General features: G+C 36.4%; 9 protein-coding genes and 4 pseudogenes. 2 read left to right on the top strand and 11 right to left on the bottom strand.

The window, feature by feature from the left end:
* Positions 1–7 precede the first annotated feature (7 nt).
* From M44_RS05925 to cyoE, 7 genes and pseudogenes are all read right to left on the bottom strand, one after another.
* Complete coding sequence (locus M44_RS05925) at positions 8–469, bottom strand: DUF420 domain-containing protein (protein ID WP_010171820.1); 462 nt, start codon at positions 467–469, stop codon at positions 8–10.
* 70 nt (positions 470–539) lie between these two features.
* Complete coding sequence (gene ctaG / locus M44_RS05920) at positions 540–1430, bottom strand: cytochrome c oxidase assembly factor CtaG (protein ID WP_029326750.1); 891 nt, start codon at positions 1428–1430, stop codon at positions 540–542.
* A gap of 164 nt (positions 1431–1594) precedes the next feature.
* Complete coding sequence (gene ctaF / locus M44_RS05915; RefSeq protein ID WP_010171816.1) at positions 1595–1924, bottom strand: cytochrome c oxidase subunit IVB; 330 nt, start codon at positions 1922–1924, stop codon at positions 1595–1597.
* A 4-nt stretch (positions 1925–1928) separates the two neighbouring features.
* Positions 1929–2554: pseudogene (locus M44_RS20735) on the bottom strand (cytochrome (ubi)quinol oxidase subunit III).
* Positions 2554–4426 (bottom strand): annotated as a pseudogene (gene ctaD / locus M44_RS20730) (cytochrome c oxidase subunit I). The pseudogenes M44_RS20735 and ctaD overlap by 1 nt, the downstream one beginning before the upstream one ends.
* 30 nt (positions 4427–4456) lie before the next feature.
* Positions 4457–5532 (bottom strand): annotated as a pseudogene (gene coxB / locus M44_RS20725) (cytochrome c oxidase subunit II).
* Between the two features lie 102 nt (positions 5533–5634).
* Positions 5635–6552 carry a heme o synthase gene (gene cyoE, locus M44_RS05895; protein ID WP_010171806.1) on the bottom strand — a complete coding sequence of 306 codons (918 nt, stop codon included), beginning with the start codon at positions 6550–6552 and terminating at the stop codon, positions 5635–5637.
* A gap of 529 nt (positions 6553–7081) precedes the next feature.
* Here cyoE and M44_RS05890 point away from each other — a divergent pair.
* Positions 7082–8050 carry a COX15/CtaA family protein gene (locus M44_RS05890; protein WP_010171804.1) on the top strand — a complete coding sequence of 323 codons (969 nt, stop codon included), beginning with the start codon at positions 7082–7084 and terminating at the stop codon, positions 8048–8050.
* Here the strand turns inward: M44_RS05890 and pyc are convergent.
* The 3 genes and pseudogenes from pyc to M44_RS05875 all read right to left on the bottom strand — a co-directional run bounded on the left by pyc (position 8024) and on the right by M44_RS05875 (position 13222).
* Positions 8024–11426: pseudogene (gene pyc, locus M44_RS20720) on the bottom strand (pyruvate carboxylase). The gene M44_RS05890 and the pseudogene pyc overlap by 27 nt on opposite strands.
* A gap of 107 nt (positions 11427–11533) precedes the next feature.
* Positions 11534–12739, bottom strand: coding sequence for an FtsW/RodA/SpoVE family cell cycle protein (locus M44_RS05880; protein WP_010171801.1), 1206 nt, complete (start codon positions 12737–12739; stop codon positions 11534–11536).
* Between the two features lie 219 nt (positions 12740–12958).
* Positions 12959–13222: an Fpa/YlaN family protein gene (locus tag M44_RS05875; protein WP_193345637.1), complete on the bottom strand. Its 264-nt coding sequence runs from the start codon at positions 13220–13222 to the stop codon at positions 12959–12961.
* Between the two features lie 221 nt (positions 13223–13443).
* Here M44_RS05875 and M44_RS05870 point away from each other — a divergent pair, with 221 nt between their 5' ends.
* Positions 13444–13932 (top strand): hypothetical protein, encoded by a 489-nt coding sequence (locus tag M44_RS05870; protein ID WP_010171796.1) that lies wholly within the window; start codon positions 13444–13446, stop codon positions 13930–13932.
* 309 nt (positions 13933–14241) lie between these two features.
* Here the strand turns inward: M44_RS05870 and M44_RS05865 are convergent, their stop codons facing one another.
* Positions 14242–15570, bottom strand: a complete 1329-nt coding sequence (locus M44_RS05865) for a PhoH family protein (protein ID WP_010171794.1) — start codon at positions 15568–15570, stop codon at positions 14242–14244.
* Positions 15571–15675 lie beyond the last annotated feature (105 nt).

The following is a 15675-nucleotide window of genomic DNA, read 5'->3' as shown; positions in this document are numbered from 1 at the left end:
TGTTTTTTTATAATCCTAGAATCGCTTTAAACACAGACGTTGTTTCTCCACCTTTATAAAATACATATAAAAGTAGGTAGACTAAAACTCCAGTGATTGCCGTAAAAAACCAAACAATTGACGTAATTGGGCCCAGTTTACGATGTCGAGCTAACTGGTTCTTATAGCCCGTCCAAAGAGAGATTAGACCTAAAACTCCACCAGTAGTGGCTAAGAAAATGTGGAACACAAGAAAAATTGTGTAATAGATCTTAATATGATCAGGGCCACCAAATGAGGTATTACCAATAAAGATTGTTCTACTTAAATAAATGATAAAAAATGTTAAGGCAAATATCCCTGCTAAGAACATGGTCTTCTGATGAGCCTCAATTTTTCGTTGACTAATTTGCCACCAACCAATGGCAACAAAAATCGCACTTAACACAATGAAGCTTGTGCTAATTGTTGGAAGTATAGGTAAACTCATTACATATTCTCCTCTTTTTCTATTTTTTTAAGGTATGGACATGAGCAACCTCTATCGTCCAAGAATTACATTACTCTTCTACTAATAACGTATGCTGTAAATTGTTAGCCTCTTCTTGATCTTTTTTGTACCACTCAAAGAAGACAATGCCCAGTAAGAAACCATAGACGATTTCTTGGATAATCTTCATCAAAACGCCACCTAATTTTTGGTCCTCTATCAGTTGCATATTCGTAAAGATTTCTGGTCCGGCTAAGCTTAAGCCATCTAATGTTCCTGTTGGTACACAGAGTGCTAGAGCTTGCATCCAAGTACTCTGATCGTAATATGTCGCATATAATGGGCCATTTGCAAAAATAATTAAACCACATGCAGGTGTTAATAATACACCGCTTGCAAATATATACCCCACCTTCTTCAACCCACTTAATTCATTTAACTCCAGTTTATTAATCATTGGCCACCACATTAAAATGGCAAATATAAATAACCCTACGGTATAAATTCCATGAAGCGTTTCATCAAGCTTTACTGCATCAAAAATGAGCGGTATATGATAAAAAGAGAAAAAGCTGTTAAATAAAATGAGAGCTAACAAGGGGCGTGTCAATAATGTGAATACATTTGTTATTGGCTTAAGGTTTATAAACGCCTTCCAGACCCATTTAGGTATTCCAATAATCATTAAAGGTGGAATAACTAAGTACAATGTAGCCATTTGAATCATATGAACAGAAAACATAATATGTCCTAAAAGATCAACTGGTGAGCCTTTAATGACATAGAGAAGAACCATAGACAGGATAAAAAATATAGCTTGTTTAATAGACAAAGGCTCTGATTCTTTAAATTCGCTACGCCATTTAACCGTTATTAGAAAATATAAGACAGTTGCAAACACAACCGCAATAGCAAAAAACGGACTCCATAACGCTAAAAAGCCAAATATTTCTAAAGGCATTTCTTCACCTCTCATGAATGTTTTAATTCTATACTATTATACTAGTACGTGTACTCTACTTCAATGTAATGTAATGACAATCTCGTGAAGTTTGCACGTTCATTCGGTAGATTCAACTAATAAATATGAAAGAAACCAACCGAATAACGGCTGGTTTCTCTTTATTAGATCCAAACAATCGTAATAAAAGCCAATACAGTTAAAAATGCAACAAACGCTCCTGAATATAAGAATAATGCAGGTGCTTCATGCCCTTTATGACTCATATGCATAAAATAATACAGTTGGAAAATAACTTGAATGACAGCAAGTAGTAAAATGAATGGAAAGATAAACCACTCAGAGAATCCACCTGCAACTGCAATAAATGCAACTAATGTTAAGAAAATCATCAGAGCAAATGTTACCACTTGCATTCTCATGTCCTGTGCATTTTTTCTACGACGGTACTCATAATCGACTTTTGGGTTACCTGAATTTACTTGATTTGCCATCAGTTTATCCCACCAATCCCATTAAATATACTACTGTGAAAATAAATACCCATACAACATCAATAAAGTGCCAATACAGTGATGCCACATAAAATTTAGGAGCGTTGTACAGACTTAATCCACGTTTACGGTTACGAATTAATAAAGTGGTAATCCAAAGTAATCCGAATGCTACGTGAAGTCCGTGGGTTCCTACTAAAGCATAAAAAGCTGAACCAAATGCACTACTTGTAAACGTATGTCCGTAAGCATGTACATAATGATAGAACTCATATACTTCAAGACCTAAAAATGCTGCACCTAATGCAACGGTAATAAATAACCAAGCAACCATTCCGCGGAAATTATAATTTTTCATATGGTGCATGGCATATACACTCGTTAATGAACTTGTAAGAAGTAGCATGGTAGCAACAAAAACAAGTGGTAAGTCAAAAATCTCAGCTGCCACTTTCTGTCCAGGAAGCACCTTATCTTTAAGTGCAAGATATGTTGCAAACAAGGAAGCAAATAATACAGTTTCACCGCCTAAGAAAAACCAAAAGCCATAAAACTTATTTTTCCTTCTAACGTTTGTAACTCGGGAGAATTGGGCCAAGTGCGTGTTGTGTGTTTTTCTTCTACATGCATTAGTTTTTACCTCCCTTGTTCTCATCTTCAAGAAGTTCTTCCTTATGGATATGATATCCATGGTCGTCAATAACAGAACGTAAGAACATAGCAAACAGAGTAATTAAGAAACCGATGATTAATACAGGAATTGCCCATACTTTATCATCTACATTATACATTGCTCCAAAGGATGCTACAAATAATCCAAGTGATATGATGAAAGGAAGAATAGAATTATTCGGCATATGAATATCACCAATCGGTTCAGCCGGCGTCATTTCTGTTTTCCCTTCCATTTTTTCAATCCACCAAGCATCTAATCCACGTACTAGTGGTAGCTGCTTAAAGTTGTAATATGGCGGAGGTGATGCAATCGCCCATTCAAGCGTACGACCATCGCCCCAAGGATCATTGCCCACTTTTTCGTTTTTAATTGAGGTAATAACAACATTGATTAATAAGATGATTACTGCAATACCCATGAAGCCCGCACCAATTGAACTGATCAGGTTACCTGTGTCAAGTCCTTGGTTCGGTAAGAACTTCCATATACGACGAGGCATTCCCATTAATCCTAAGAAATGTTGAATAAAGAATGTTAAGTGGAATCCAATTAGGAACAACCAGAATGTAATCTTTCCAAGAAGCTCGTTTAACATCGTACCAAACATTTTTGGCCAGTAGAAATGAGCACCTGCAAGAAGGGCATAAACGACCCCACCAATAATAACATAATGGAAGTGGGCTACAACGAAATATGAATCATGGAACTGATAATCAGCAGGAGCTGCTGCATTCATTACACCTGTTACTCCTCCAGCTACGAATGAAGGAATAAACGCGACAGCATATAGCATTGGCGTCGTAAATGATATACTCCCACCCCACATAGTGAATAACCAGTTAAATATTTTAATACCTGTTGGAACGGCAATGGCCATTGTTGCTACCGCAAAAATAGCGTTTGCGATTGGTCCTAGACCTGTAGTGAACATATGGTGAGCCCATACCATGAATCCTAAGAAACCAATTAATACAGTTGCGAATACCATGGAAGAATATCCAAATAATCGTTTTCTTGAAAATGTTGGGATAATCTCAGAGAAAATACCAAACGCTGGTAATACTAAGATGTAGACCTCAGGATGTCCAAAAATCCAGAAGAAGTGTTCCCAAATAATCGTGTTACCGCCACCAGCAACGTTGAAGAAATGAGATCCAAACATTCGATCAAAGATTAATAGAAACAATCCGACAGTTAAAGCTGGGAATGCAAATAAAAATTAAGGCAGATGCAACAAATGCTGTCCACGTGAATAGTGGCATACGCATATAGGTCATACCAGGCGCTCGCATTGTAATGATCGTCACAAGGAAGTTAATCCCTGCAATTAATGTTCCCGCACCGGATATTTGGAGTCCTAGCGCATAGAAATCTATTCCGTGTCCTTCTGATGCAAGTGATAATGATGCATAGGAAGTCCATCCTGCATCAGGTGCCCCACCTAAAAACCATGATAAGTTTAAGAAAACTCCTCCAAAGAAGAATAACCAAAAACCTAAAGAGTTTAAGAATGGAAATGCAACGTCACGCGCTCCAATTTGGAGTGGGACAATTGCGTTCATAAATGCAAATAGTAATGGCATAGCTGCCAAGAAAATCATAGTCGTACCGTGCATGGTTAATAATTCATTGTAAAGATTTGCACTTACAAAGTCATTATTCGGTACTGCTAGTTGAATACGAATCATTAAAGCTTCAATACCACCCATTAAGAAGAAAATACCACCAGTGATTAAATAAAGAATGGCAATCTTCTTATGGTCTACTGTCGTTAAGTAGTCCCAAATGGTACCAAGGAAGCCTTTGTTCTGTGGATTACTGCTCACAATTAAACCTCCCTCTTATCGTTCAGTTCACTATTCTTGAACTTTTAAGCTCATTAAATATTCAGCAAGAGCATCTAACTCTTGTTCATTTAGCTCTTTGTAGGCACCAGTCATCTTATTGCCTGGTTTGTATTGTTCTGGATTTCTAATCCAATTTTTAGCTCTTCTTCATTATGATCTAGGATACCAGCAACTTTTGTGCGGTTTCCGAAATCAGATAAATTCGGTGCAATTCGAGCTGCAGCCGGTGTACTATTGTCCGGGCTTACTGCGTGGCAACCTAGACATTGCTCGTTATAAACTTGTTGACCTTGAAGAGCAAGCTCAGTTTCTGCAATAGGTTCTTCAGCATTTTGCATTGCTGTTACCCAGCTAGTAAATTGCTCTGAATCGATTGCTCTAACCTTAAAGTCCATTAGAGCATGTGAAGGTCCGCAAAGCTCTGCACATTTTCCGTAGAAAACATTTCCTGCTTCGTTTGCTTTTTCGTTGTCAAACTCAAGGTAGAAAGAGTTAACATTGTCAACGTTTGTATCAATCTTACCACCAGCAGCTGGAATCCAGAAGCTGTGTTTCACATCAGATGCGGTAACATTGAAGTAAACATTTTGGTCAGTAGGAACAACAAGATCTTGCGCTGTAACAATTCCTAAATCTGGATACTCAAATTCCCACCAATAAAGGTTTGCACGAACATTAATGACTAGATTCTTTTTATTTCCTTCCTCGTCTACTAATTCGGCATCTGACGTGTCAGCTAAATCAAACGTCATAGCAACAGTTGGCACTGCTAAGATAAGAAGTAAAATAATTGGTATCACCGTCCAAATTAACTCAAGAACGTGACTTCCTTCCACTTGCTTCGGTACACTATCATCACCTTTTTTACGACGGAAACGAATTAGTGCAATAACATAAATAACTACAACGATTAAAATTACGCCAACCATGATTAACGTACTCAATATCATTAAGTCATATTGAGCTTGAGCAACTTCTCCAGCTGGTCGTAATGTGGAAAGAAAAGGCTCTCCACAACCTGATAAGACAAGCGCTAGTGCTGTAAGAATTGCAAGCACGCGCCATTTAGGTAGCCTTGCTTTCATTGATTAATCAAACCCCTCTTTCGTTATTTGGTCTCTTAAGTAAACAAGGACTTCATAGATTTATGTGGATTTCTTATGAAGAAAGAATTCCTAAAATAAAGGTTAAATCACGGTAACAATAACCATTGCTACAAAAAGAATCGTGAGATAATTAATAGAATAAACAAAGTTTTTCGTCGCCCACTTTATATCGTCTTCGTGGTTTCTCCCTTTGATAGCAAGAATTAGCCATCCAATATTTAAAAGTGTAGCAAACACTACAAAACCTACCCCAAGTTCTAATAAGAAAAATGGAAGAGGTAATAAAGCGATAACCCATAATAGAATATGCTTTTTAGTGGTCTTAAATCCTTTAACAACTGGTAACATAGGTATATTTGCTGCCCTATATTCTTCGCATCTTCTCATTGCTAACGCATAAAAATGAGGAGGCTGCCAAATGAACATGATTAAAAATAATACCCATGCCATAACACCCAAATCTGAATCAACGGCAGACCAACCTATTAGTGGTGGAACAGCTCCAGATACACTACCAACTATTGTATTACTAACATGTTGTCGTTTTGACCACATTGTATATATCACAACATAACTAACGACCCCTATTAATCCAATAACCCCAGCCGTTATAGTTGTCATAAACAAGAATAATTGACCGAGAGTAATTAGTGCCAAACCAATGATCAAAACCTTTTTACCACTAATTCTTCCTGTCACGGTAGGTCTTGATTTTGTTCTTTCCATTAATGGATCAATATCACTGTCAATAAAATTGTTTAATGTTGCTGACCCAGCAATAACCAGCGATGACCCTACCAAAGTCAAAAACATAATATCTAGGGAATCTAAAAAATGTGTGCCAGTAAAGTGAAAGGCCAGCCACATTCCAGTAAATGTTGTGATTAAATTGGAATTTACAATTCCAATTTTAACTAAAGATAGTATTTCTTGAACCATAGAAGGCTTTGGAATTACTGTCTCGCTCAATTCTGAAGTAAATACCCTACTGTTTGACATATCTTCCCCCCTCTCTTCAAAACACAAAAAGCTTCACTCTATCATTACTATAATAGAATTCAACACAGTTTTCTATAAATGATAGTAAAATTCCAATGACATCCTAAATTAATGTGAGAATTTACATTATACAAGCAATCATATACGTAATAATTATACCGTTTACGAGAATTTTATTTATACTTATTTAATGCGTTATATCTAAATGAATGCATCACACTATATTAAAACATATAAATAGGATGATTTGTGAAGAGAATTTGACGTAAATATGTCAAAATTGTGTCTCTAATAAACCCTCAAAAGTTGTTCACAACTTAGACCCTAATTTACTATCATCATATCATATAATATTTATAAGCGCTTTCATTTTTTCGAAGAACTATTCTATCAACATAATTCTTTTACTAAATCAAAAATGTTGAAATGGTACTTATTAATAGTTGTCACTTTCGCATCGTTCCGTTATCATCGTATAAGTAAATATTTTTCTACAAAACTACTGTTTTTTTATAAGAAGGTGAAATTTTTGCATAAAGGCTTAAAATGGCTATCGGTTCTTACAACAATCGGTATGTTAATGGTTTTACTTGGTGGAGCACTTGTGACCAAAACGGAGTCCGGTGCAGGATGCGGTACATCGTGGCCATTGTGTCATGGTCAGATTATTCCTGAAGAATTTCCATTAGATACAGTTATCGAGCTTGCTCATCGACTAGTATCTGGTGTAGTAGGATTATTAGTGCTCGCCCTTTCAATTGCAACTTGGAGGAAAATTGGCTATATTCGGGAAACGAAATTTTTATCATTCGTTTCGTTCATCGTGCTGGTGTTACAAGGCTTGATTGGAGCTGCCGCAGTAAAATGGGGCCAATCAGATTTTGTCCTTGCCCTTCATTTTGGAATTTCGTTAATTTCGTTTGCTGCTGTATTTTTGCTTACTCTATTAATATTTGAAGTAGACAAGAAATTTAACGCAGACACTTTACGTATTGATAAAAAAATGAGAGTGCATATGGTAGCTATTACCGTATATTCATACTTAGTGGTTTATTCTGGGGCTTTAGTACGTCATACTAAATCTAGCCTCGTTTGTCCAGACTGGCCGCTTTGTCGTAATGATGCTAGCTTCCTTCCAACTAATATGTATGAATGGATTCAAATGGGACACCGCGGGGCTGCAGGGCTTATCTTTATATGGATCATCTATTTGTTTGTTACAAGTTATAAACACTACCGTGACCAAAAGATTATCTACTACGGGTGGCTCATTGCCCTCATASKTGTTTCGTTACAAGTTTTAACAGGAGCACTTATCATCATCACGAAGTTAGCTTTACTTATTGCACTCGCTCACGCTTTAATTATTTCTTTATTATTCGGTCTTTTGTCTTACTTTATATTACAAGTTTTTAGAGTGAAAAGAWWAAAAAAACAAAGTCCATTCTATTGGACTGTTTTTTTATCTTCATTATTTATCCGACTGTATTTCGATTAATAAATCACCAGTTGTAATAGCTTCTCCGTTTTGTACATAAACATCTTTGATTACACCGTCAAAAGGTGCTTGAACCGTTGTTTCCATTTTCATCGCTTCAGTTATAAGCAAATGATCTCCTCTTTTAACCTTTTCTCCTTTTTCACTCACCACTTTAATAACGGTACCTGGCATTGTTGCCCCAATATGTGAGGAATTGGAAGGATCTGCTTTAATCTTTGAGACCACCTTCGATTTAATACTTTCATCTTTTATATTAATTTCACGTGGTTGACCGTTCAACTCAAAATAGAGTGTTCGATACCCATCGATTTGAGGTTGTCCGATCGAAACAAGCTTTACGATTAACGTCTTACCCGTTTCAATTTCAACTCGTACCTCTTCTCCTAACCTCATACCATATAAAAACGTAGGGGTATCTAATACAGAAACATCACCAAATTTTTCTACTGTTTTACAATAATCTTTAAATACTTTTGGATAGAGAGCAAAGGCTATAGCGTCAAAACTAGTGACTTGACGTCCTAATTCGTGAAACAATTGTTCTTTTAAGGCATCAAAGTCTACTGGCTCAAGTAGTTCTCCAGGTCTTACGCTTAGCGGTTCTTTCCCTTTTAGAATAACTTTTTGTAGTTCTTCAGGAAATCCGCCATGAGGTTGACCTAAATACCCCTCAAACAACTCAATAACAGAATCAGGAAAATCGATTGTAGCTCCTTTTTCGAGGACATCTTGTTCGGTTAATTCGTTCTGTACCATGAAAAGCGCCATATCTCCTACAACTTTTGAAGAAGGTGTAACTTTTACTATATCCCCAAACATCTGATTGACGCGGGCATACATATCTTTTACTTCATCAAATCGATCGCCAAGTCCAACCGCTTTCGCTTGCTGTTGGAGATTACTATATTGTCCACCTGGCATTTCATGCTTGTAAACTTCAGGATGCGGGCTCATCATTCCACTTTCGAAATCTTGATAATATTTACGTACATCTTCCCAATAATTAGCTAACACTTCCATTGATTCATGATTTAAGTCTATTTCTCGGTTACTCCCCTTAAGTGCATAATAAAGTGAGTTTCCACTAGGTTGAGAGGTTAACCCTGACATGGTACTTAAAGCAGTATCTACAATGTCGACACCTGCGTCTATGGCTCTAGCATACGTAAAAATACCATTTCCACTAGTGTCATGAGTATGAAGGTGAATTGGTAATTGAACCGTATCCTTTAATTCTGAGATTAATCGATAAGCTGCTTCAGGCTTTAATAAGCCCGCCATGTCTTTAATGGCTAAAATGTGTGCGCCTTGCTGCTCAAGCTCTTTTGCCATTTGCTTATAATAGTCAATGTGATATTTTGGTCTATTAGAGTCCATAATATCTCCAGTATAGCAAATAGCCGCTTCAGCAATTTTCCCCGACTGTCGAACAGCATCGATAGCCACTTCCATCCCTTTTACCCAGTTCAAGCTGTCAAAAATTCTAAATACATCTATTCCAGCATAAGAGGACTTCTCAACAAATTCTCTAATCACGTTATCAGGATAGTTTTTATAACCAACAGCATTAGATGCTCTAAGTAACATTTGGAATAAAACATTTGGAATTTGCTCTCGTAATGTGAGTAAACGCATCCATGGGTCTTCTTTTAAAAAACGATAGGAAACATCAAATGTAGCCCCACCCCACATTTCTAGTGAAAACAGTTCAGGCATTAAATGTGCCGTTTCACTTGCGATATGCTGTAAATCTTTCGTACGCACTCGAGTAGCTAATAGAGATTGATGTGCATCTCTAAAAGTAGTATCTGTAATCAAGACATTATTTTGTTCTTTAATCCAAGATGTCAATCCTTCAGGCCCTACTTCATCAAGTATTTGCTTCGTTCCATTAAGAATCGTCCCATTTTTATCAAGAATTGGCTTTCTCGGTTTTGGGTATACTGGTTTCTTCTTTTTTTCAACACCAGGAAAACCATTTACCGTTACATTCCCAATGTAGGAAAGCATTTTCGTGCCACGGTCTTTACGTTTAGGGAAAATAAATAATTCAGGCGTTGAATCAATAAAGGAAGTGTCATAGTTTCCAGTTAAAAACTTTTCATGCCGAACCACATTTTCTAAAAATGGAATATTCGTCTTAATACCACGGATACGAAATTCCTGTAGATTTCGATCCATTTTACTTGCTGCTTGTTCAAAGGTTAAAGCCCAGGTAGATAATTTAACGAGTAACGAATCATAGTGAGGTGTAATGACCGCACCTTGGAAGCTATTACCAGCATCTAAACGTACACCAAATCCTCCCCCTGAACGATACGCCATAATTTTACCCGTGTCTGGCATAAAATTATTTAATGGATCCTCAGTTGTTACACGTGATTGAATCGCAAAACCATGTGTATAGATTTTTTCTTGAATGGGTATTCCAAGTTTACTGCTATGTAACGAATGGCCTTCTGCAATTAAAATTTGGGACTGAACAATATCAATTCCCGTGATCATTTCAGTGATAGTATGTTCAACCTGCACACGTGGGTTCACTTCAATAAAGAAGAACTCGTTGTCACTAACCAAAAATTCCACTGTACCAGCATTAATATAATCCACATTTTTCATTAATTTGACTGCTGAATGGCAAATTTCTTCGCGTAATTGGTCAGAAAGGCTTACGCTTGGTGCAACTTCTACAACCTTTTGATGTCGTCGTTGGACTGAGCAGTCTCGTTCAAATAAATGAACAATATTGCCTTCTTTATCTCCTAGAATTTGCACTTCAATATGTTTCGGGTTTTGAATAAATTTTTCAACATATACTTCATCGTTTCCAAACGCCGCTTTTGCTTCAGACTTGGCACGATCGTATGACTCCTTTAGGTCTGACTCAGACTGGACAATCCTCATCCCACGGCCGCCACCACCTAGTGAAGCTTTTATGATTAGTGGATAGCCATATGTATCACCGAACTTAGCCACGTCCTCTATTTGCTGAATTGGACCGTCGCTACCTGGTATCACAGGAATATCTGCTAAAACAGCTTGTTCTCTAGCCTTGACTTTATCACCAAACATATCTAAATGGGTTGAACTTGGACCAATAAACAGAATGCCTTCTTCTTCGCATCTTCTTGAAAATTGAATGTTTTCTGATAGGAATCCGTATCCTGGATGAATCGCATCCACTTTCGCTTCTTTTGCCACTCGTAAAATGTCTTCAATATCTAAGTATGCATCAGTTTGGTTTTTTTCCATCTCCAACCAAATACGCTTCATCTGCTTTGTATCGATGATACGAGCCCGCATCTTCGTTGGAGTAGATGGCAACGGTTCGAATGTTTAGTTCTGTACAAGCTCTGAATACCCTAATAGCAATCTCACCACGATTGGCAACTAGTTACTTTTTTTATTTTTTCCATAATAATCCCCCTATTCTCTCTTCCTGTGTCTACATTTTTCAAGAACGATCTTGATGTGTATAGGTTAGGCGTGATTCTCATATGATCGTTCATTTGAAGAGTGTGAAGTATGCCCCTTTTTCTTTTTTCGTTCGTATGATCTCATAGACATTGAAATATTGACTAATATCCCCATTGAAATGGATAGAAGCAAAATGGAAGTACCCCCATAACTAATAAAAGGTAATGGTACACCGGTTAATGGGATTAAATTTGTTACACCGCCTAGGTTGATGAACGATTGAAAACCAATCATCGAACTAATACCAACGGCTATCATTGCTCCCATACGGTCATGAATTTTTAATGCAATATAAAATCCCTTAAACACAATATAAAAGATGCCTAATAAGACGATAGAAACCCCTAGAATTCCTAGCTCTTCTGAAATAATCGCCATAATAAAATCCGTATGGGGCTCAGGTAGATACCCAAGTTTCTGTACGCTTTTTCCTAATCCAAGACCTGATATTCCCCCAGAACCAATCGCTAACAATGAATTGACTGTTTGATAACCATCGCCTTGGGCGTATGCAAAAGGATCTAAATATGTGGTAATCCTACTCCCTTTTTCACCGGTAAACACAGAGCCTGTTGTCACGTAAAGATAGGTAATAATACCACCAATAGAGAGGGCACACAAACTTAAAATTTTAAATATGTTTTTCCCACTCATACCAGAGCAAAGAATAACTGACCCCCCTGTCGCCAAAATAATCATCCCAGTTCCAAAATCTGGTTCTAAAATGACTAAACCTGCTAATAAAACAAGCATAATTAGAGGTGGCATAATGGCACGGTTCATATCATTTATGTAGGATTGTTTTTTAGAGTACACAGAAGCTAAATACAAAATAACAGCTAACTTAGCAAACTCTGAAGGCTGGACATTCATAACATATAAATCTAACCAACTTTTTGCTCCATTTACTTCAACTCCAATGATTTTAACAGCAAACAAAGCGGCAATCGTTCCAAAAAAGATTAGCTTTAAAACTAATTTATTTTTATAGAATTTATATGGGATAACCGCTGCAACAAAAAAATAAGAAAAAAACCTAATGAGAATGTTCCGAAGTTGGCTTTTAAAGAAGTGGTCATAATCATACTCTAATACTTGCACGGATGTTACCATACTTGCACTAAAAATCATGACAAGGCCGAACAAACAAAGAGCGATGTACACGATGATTAAGGAAAAGTCGTACGGTTTAAGCGTCCGTTTTTTCATATATTCTCCATCCCTTGTCTATTATTATTATTCGATAATATTCTGAATTTTCCTTCTTAAATTTCAACAATTTTCGCTCTACCTTTTTTAGAAATTAATTATTGAGTAAGAAGTAAGCATGTCCTTATTCTATATTGAATCCATCTATATATCATCTACTATTTTTTTAGTATGATAAAAAAACTCAAACAATTCACTTGAATTGTTTGAGTTTTCACGTTATTTTTTAGTGGAAGCCTCGTGAAGTGCTGAGAGTTCTCGTTCTAGGGAATCTAATAAAGCCTTTCCATCCTTTTCATCTACAAGGTTAAGTCGCACTGCAAATTCGATTTCTCTTGATAAGCCAAACATCTGAGTATCTAATACTTCCTCATATAAAGGACATTGTGGCATCGTTAAGTTATCCATTTGTACTTTTATTAATTGCAAGATTTTTTCTGCATCTATTTTTAAAAGCTCATACGCTTTTTCCCTATGGTTAATCGTTGTTTCTGATGACGCCAAAGTTATCCCCCCACTTCCGTTCAATAACCATTCTATCTTCAAATTTTATCGTGAAAATATACGAATTGCAAGAAAAAGCTTAAACACCTGCACATTTTCATTCTGATAAGAATACGTTGTTATTTGATTATTCTACTATTTCTTTTCTTCTTATATAGGATTATGTATACTGTACAGTGAACAGAAGAGGAGGTATGAGCATGAATACTATTTTAACCATTACAGGAAACGTCCGGTTTTCTATAACATTGGATCCAAGTACTTGGATATTTGATGATAGAAAAATAGAAGAAAAGGACTTTTTTTCGGTTTCTGAAGAAAAACTTGAGGATTACACAGAAGTAATGTCAAAGCATTGGTCTAGAGAAATACAAGAAGGACAGGCTTTTCCTCCAACATTAAAAACTGAAAAGCGCTATGAAAAAGAAAAATTAGTGACTAGTACATATGGTATTCTTTTACATCCATTTATAATGAATGCTGAACCAAGCGAAGATGCAATGGAGATTGAAATTGTAACGAAGGAGAAATCTTATTATTTTCCTTTAGAAAAGGTAAACAGCATGCTTCTTTGTTTTTCAAAGCTTGGGAAGCCAATTAAAGAAAATGGTCCTGTACTCCTCTATTTTAGAGACGGATCTAATAAGGATAAGCCGATTAGTTCGATTGAGCGATTTACTATTCATTGATTTGTCTTGTTTGAGATTTATAGGAACTACTATCAACTGAATCCTCTAAGCAATCTAGAATTTATTACATTCAATCATTTAACTTTCCTATCATTTATTAACTACCAATCTAATCATAATAACCCTGTTAAAGAGAGGAAGCGATGAGTTTATGCGCTTCCTCTCCTTACATGTTCCGAGCAGAATTTGCTTACATACTTTTTGCTTCTTTGTAAATACTAGTAGGAATCAACATAATTTGTTCTTTCAATGAAAATAGTCCTATTTGTTGTAACGCTTTTATAGCTAAGACATATAGTATTACGAATTTTATAATATGTCAGCAGCAAGTTGAGCTAATCCAGAACGTTCGCCTTTAATTAATTTAATATGTCCTGAAATGGAATGTTCTTTAAAGCTCTCTACCACATAGGTTAATCCATTACTATATTCATCTAAATAAGGGTGGTCGATTTGAGCAGGATCCCCCATTAAAACAATTTTACTTTTTTCACCAACACGAGTCAGAATGGTCTTCACCTCATGCTTCGTTAAATTTTGAGCTTCATCAATTATAATGTATTGTTCAGGAATACTGCGTCCTCGAATATACGTTAAAGCTTCCACTTCAATAGACCCCATGCCTGCTAATATGCCATCGATTTCTCCTGGCTTTTTGGTATTAAACAAATACTCTAGGTTATCATATATAGGTTGCATCCAAGGTCTTAGTTTTTCTTGCTTCTCTCCTGGAAGGAATCCAATATCCTTTCCTACTGGAACAATTGGCCTTGCAACCAACAATTTTTTAAAAATGTTTAAGTCTTCTGTTTGAAGTAATCCAGAAGCAAGAGCTAATAATGTCTTTCCAGTTCCCGCTTTGCCGATGATGGTTACTAATGGGATGTCTTCTCTCAAAAGTAGTTCTAAAGCCATGGTTTGTTGAACATTTCTCGGTTTAATTCCCCAAATTGGTTCTTGATCGTACACAAGTTTTTTCATGTATTGCGATGTTTTATCTACCATTCCAATGGCAGAAGCATTACTACCTAATAGATCTTTAATAATAATAAATTGGTGAGGATGTAATCGCTGGTTCGTAATTTCATACAAAGGTACTTGACCATGCTCATAAAAGGATGCCACTACTTCTGGTTGGGTATACAATTCTACAAAGCCATTATAGACGTCTGTGACGTCAACTACTCGGTCGCTTAAGAAATCCTCAGCCCGCAGACCCATGGCATCGGCTTTTACGCGCATTAGCGTATCTTTGCTAACTAAAATGACCGCTTTTCCATCAGGTTTTTCCTTTTCTTCATTTGCTAAATTTTTCGCTACCGCTAAAATTCTGTTATCGTTGGTTTTTTCTACAAATATTTCTTGAAGCTCGTGAAAAGAGCGATGGTTTAGTTCAATTCTTAATGTACCACCATTATGGAGAGGGATTTTTTCGTGGAGCCTTCCTTCTTCTCTTAAGTTGTCAATCAGTTTGGATACGTGCCTTGCATTTCTACCTACTTCATCCATATACCTTTTTTTAGAATCCACTTCCTCTAGTACAACTGCTGGGATGATTACCTCGTTTTCTTCAAATGAAAAGATTGCATATGGGTCTTGTAGCAAGACATTGGTATCTAATACATAAATTTTACTCAAAACGATGCCTCCTGCTCCTATATTCTTAAACTATTGTATGTAGCGACATATCTTCTCGTTAGTAAATCTTTCTCCAATCGTTATCGTTTGCTAAAATATATGATT

This window comes from Bacillus coahuilensis m4-4 (assembly GCF_000171615.1).
GTDB classification, from domain to species: domain Bacteria; phylum Bacillota; class Bacilli; order Bacillales; family Bacillaceae_K; genus Bacillus_T; species Bacillus_T coahuilensis.
Note: the sequence above shows the minus strand (reverse complement) of the source record. Positions and strands in the feature narration are given on the sequence as shown.

Coding starts and splice junctions, on each gene's coding strand:
- cyoE (WP_010171806.1), bottom strand. CDS start 6,552: ATGTCAAACAGTAGGGTATTTACTTCAGAATTGAGCGAGACAGTAATT.
- M44_RS05880 (WP_010171801.1), bottom strand. CDS start 12,739: ATGAAAAAACGGACGCTTAAACCGTACGACTTTTCCTTAATCATCGTG.
- M44_RS05870 (WP_010171796.1), top strand. CDS start 13,444: ATGAATACTATTTTAACCATTACAGGAAACGTCCGGTTTTCTATAACA.
- ctaF (WP_010171816.1), bottom strand. CDS start 1,924: ATGGCAAATCAAGTAAATTCAGGTAACCCAAAAGTCGATTATGAGTAC.
- ctaG (WP_029326750.1), bottom strand. CDS start 1,430: ATGCCTTTAGAAATATTTGGCTTTTTAGCGTTATGGAGTCCGTTTTTT.
- M44_RS05925 (WP_010171820.1), bottom strand. CDS start 469: ATGAGTTTACCTATACTTCCAACAATTAGCACAAGCTTCATTGTGTTA.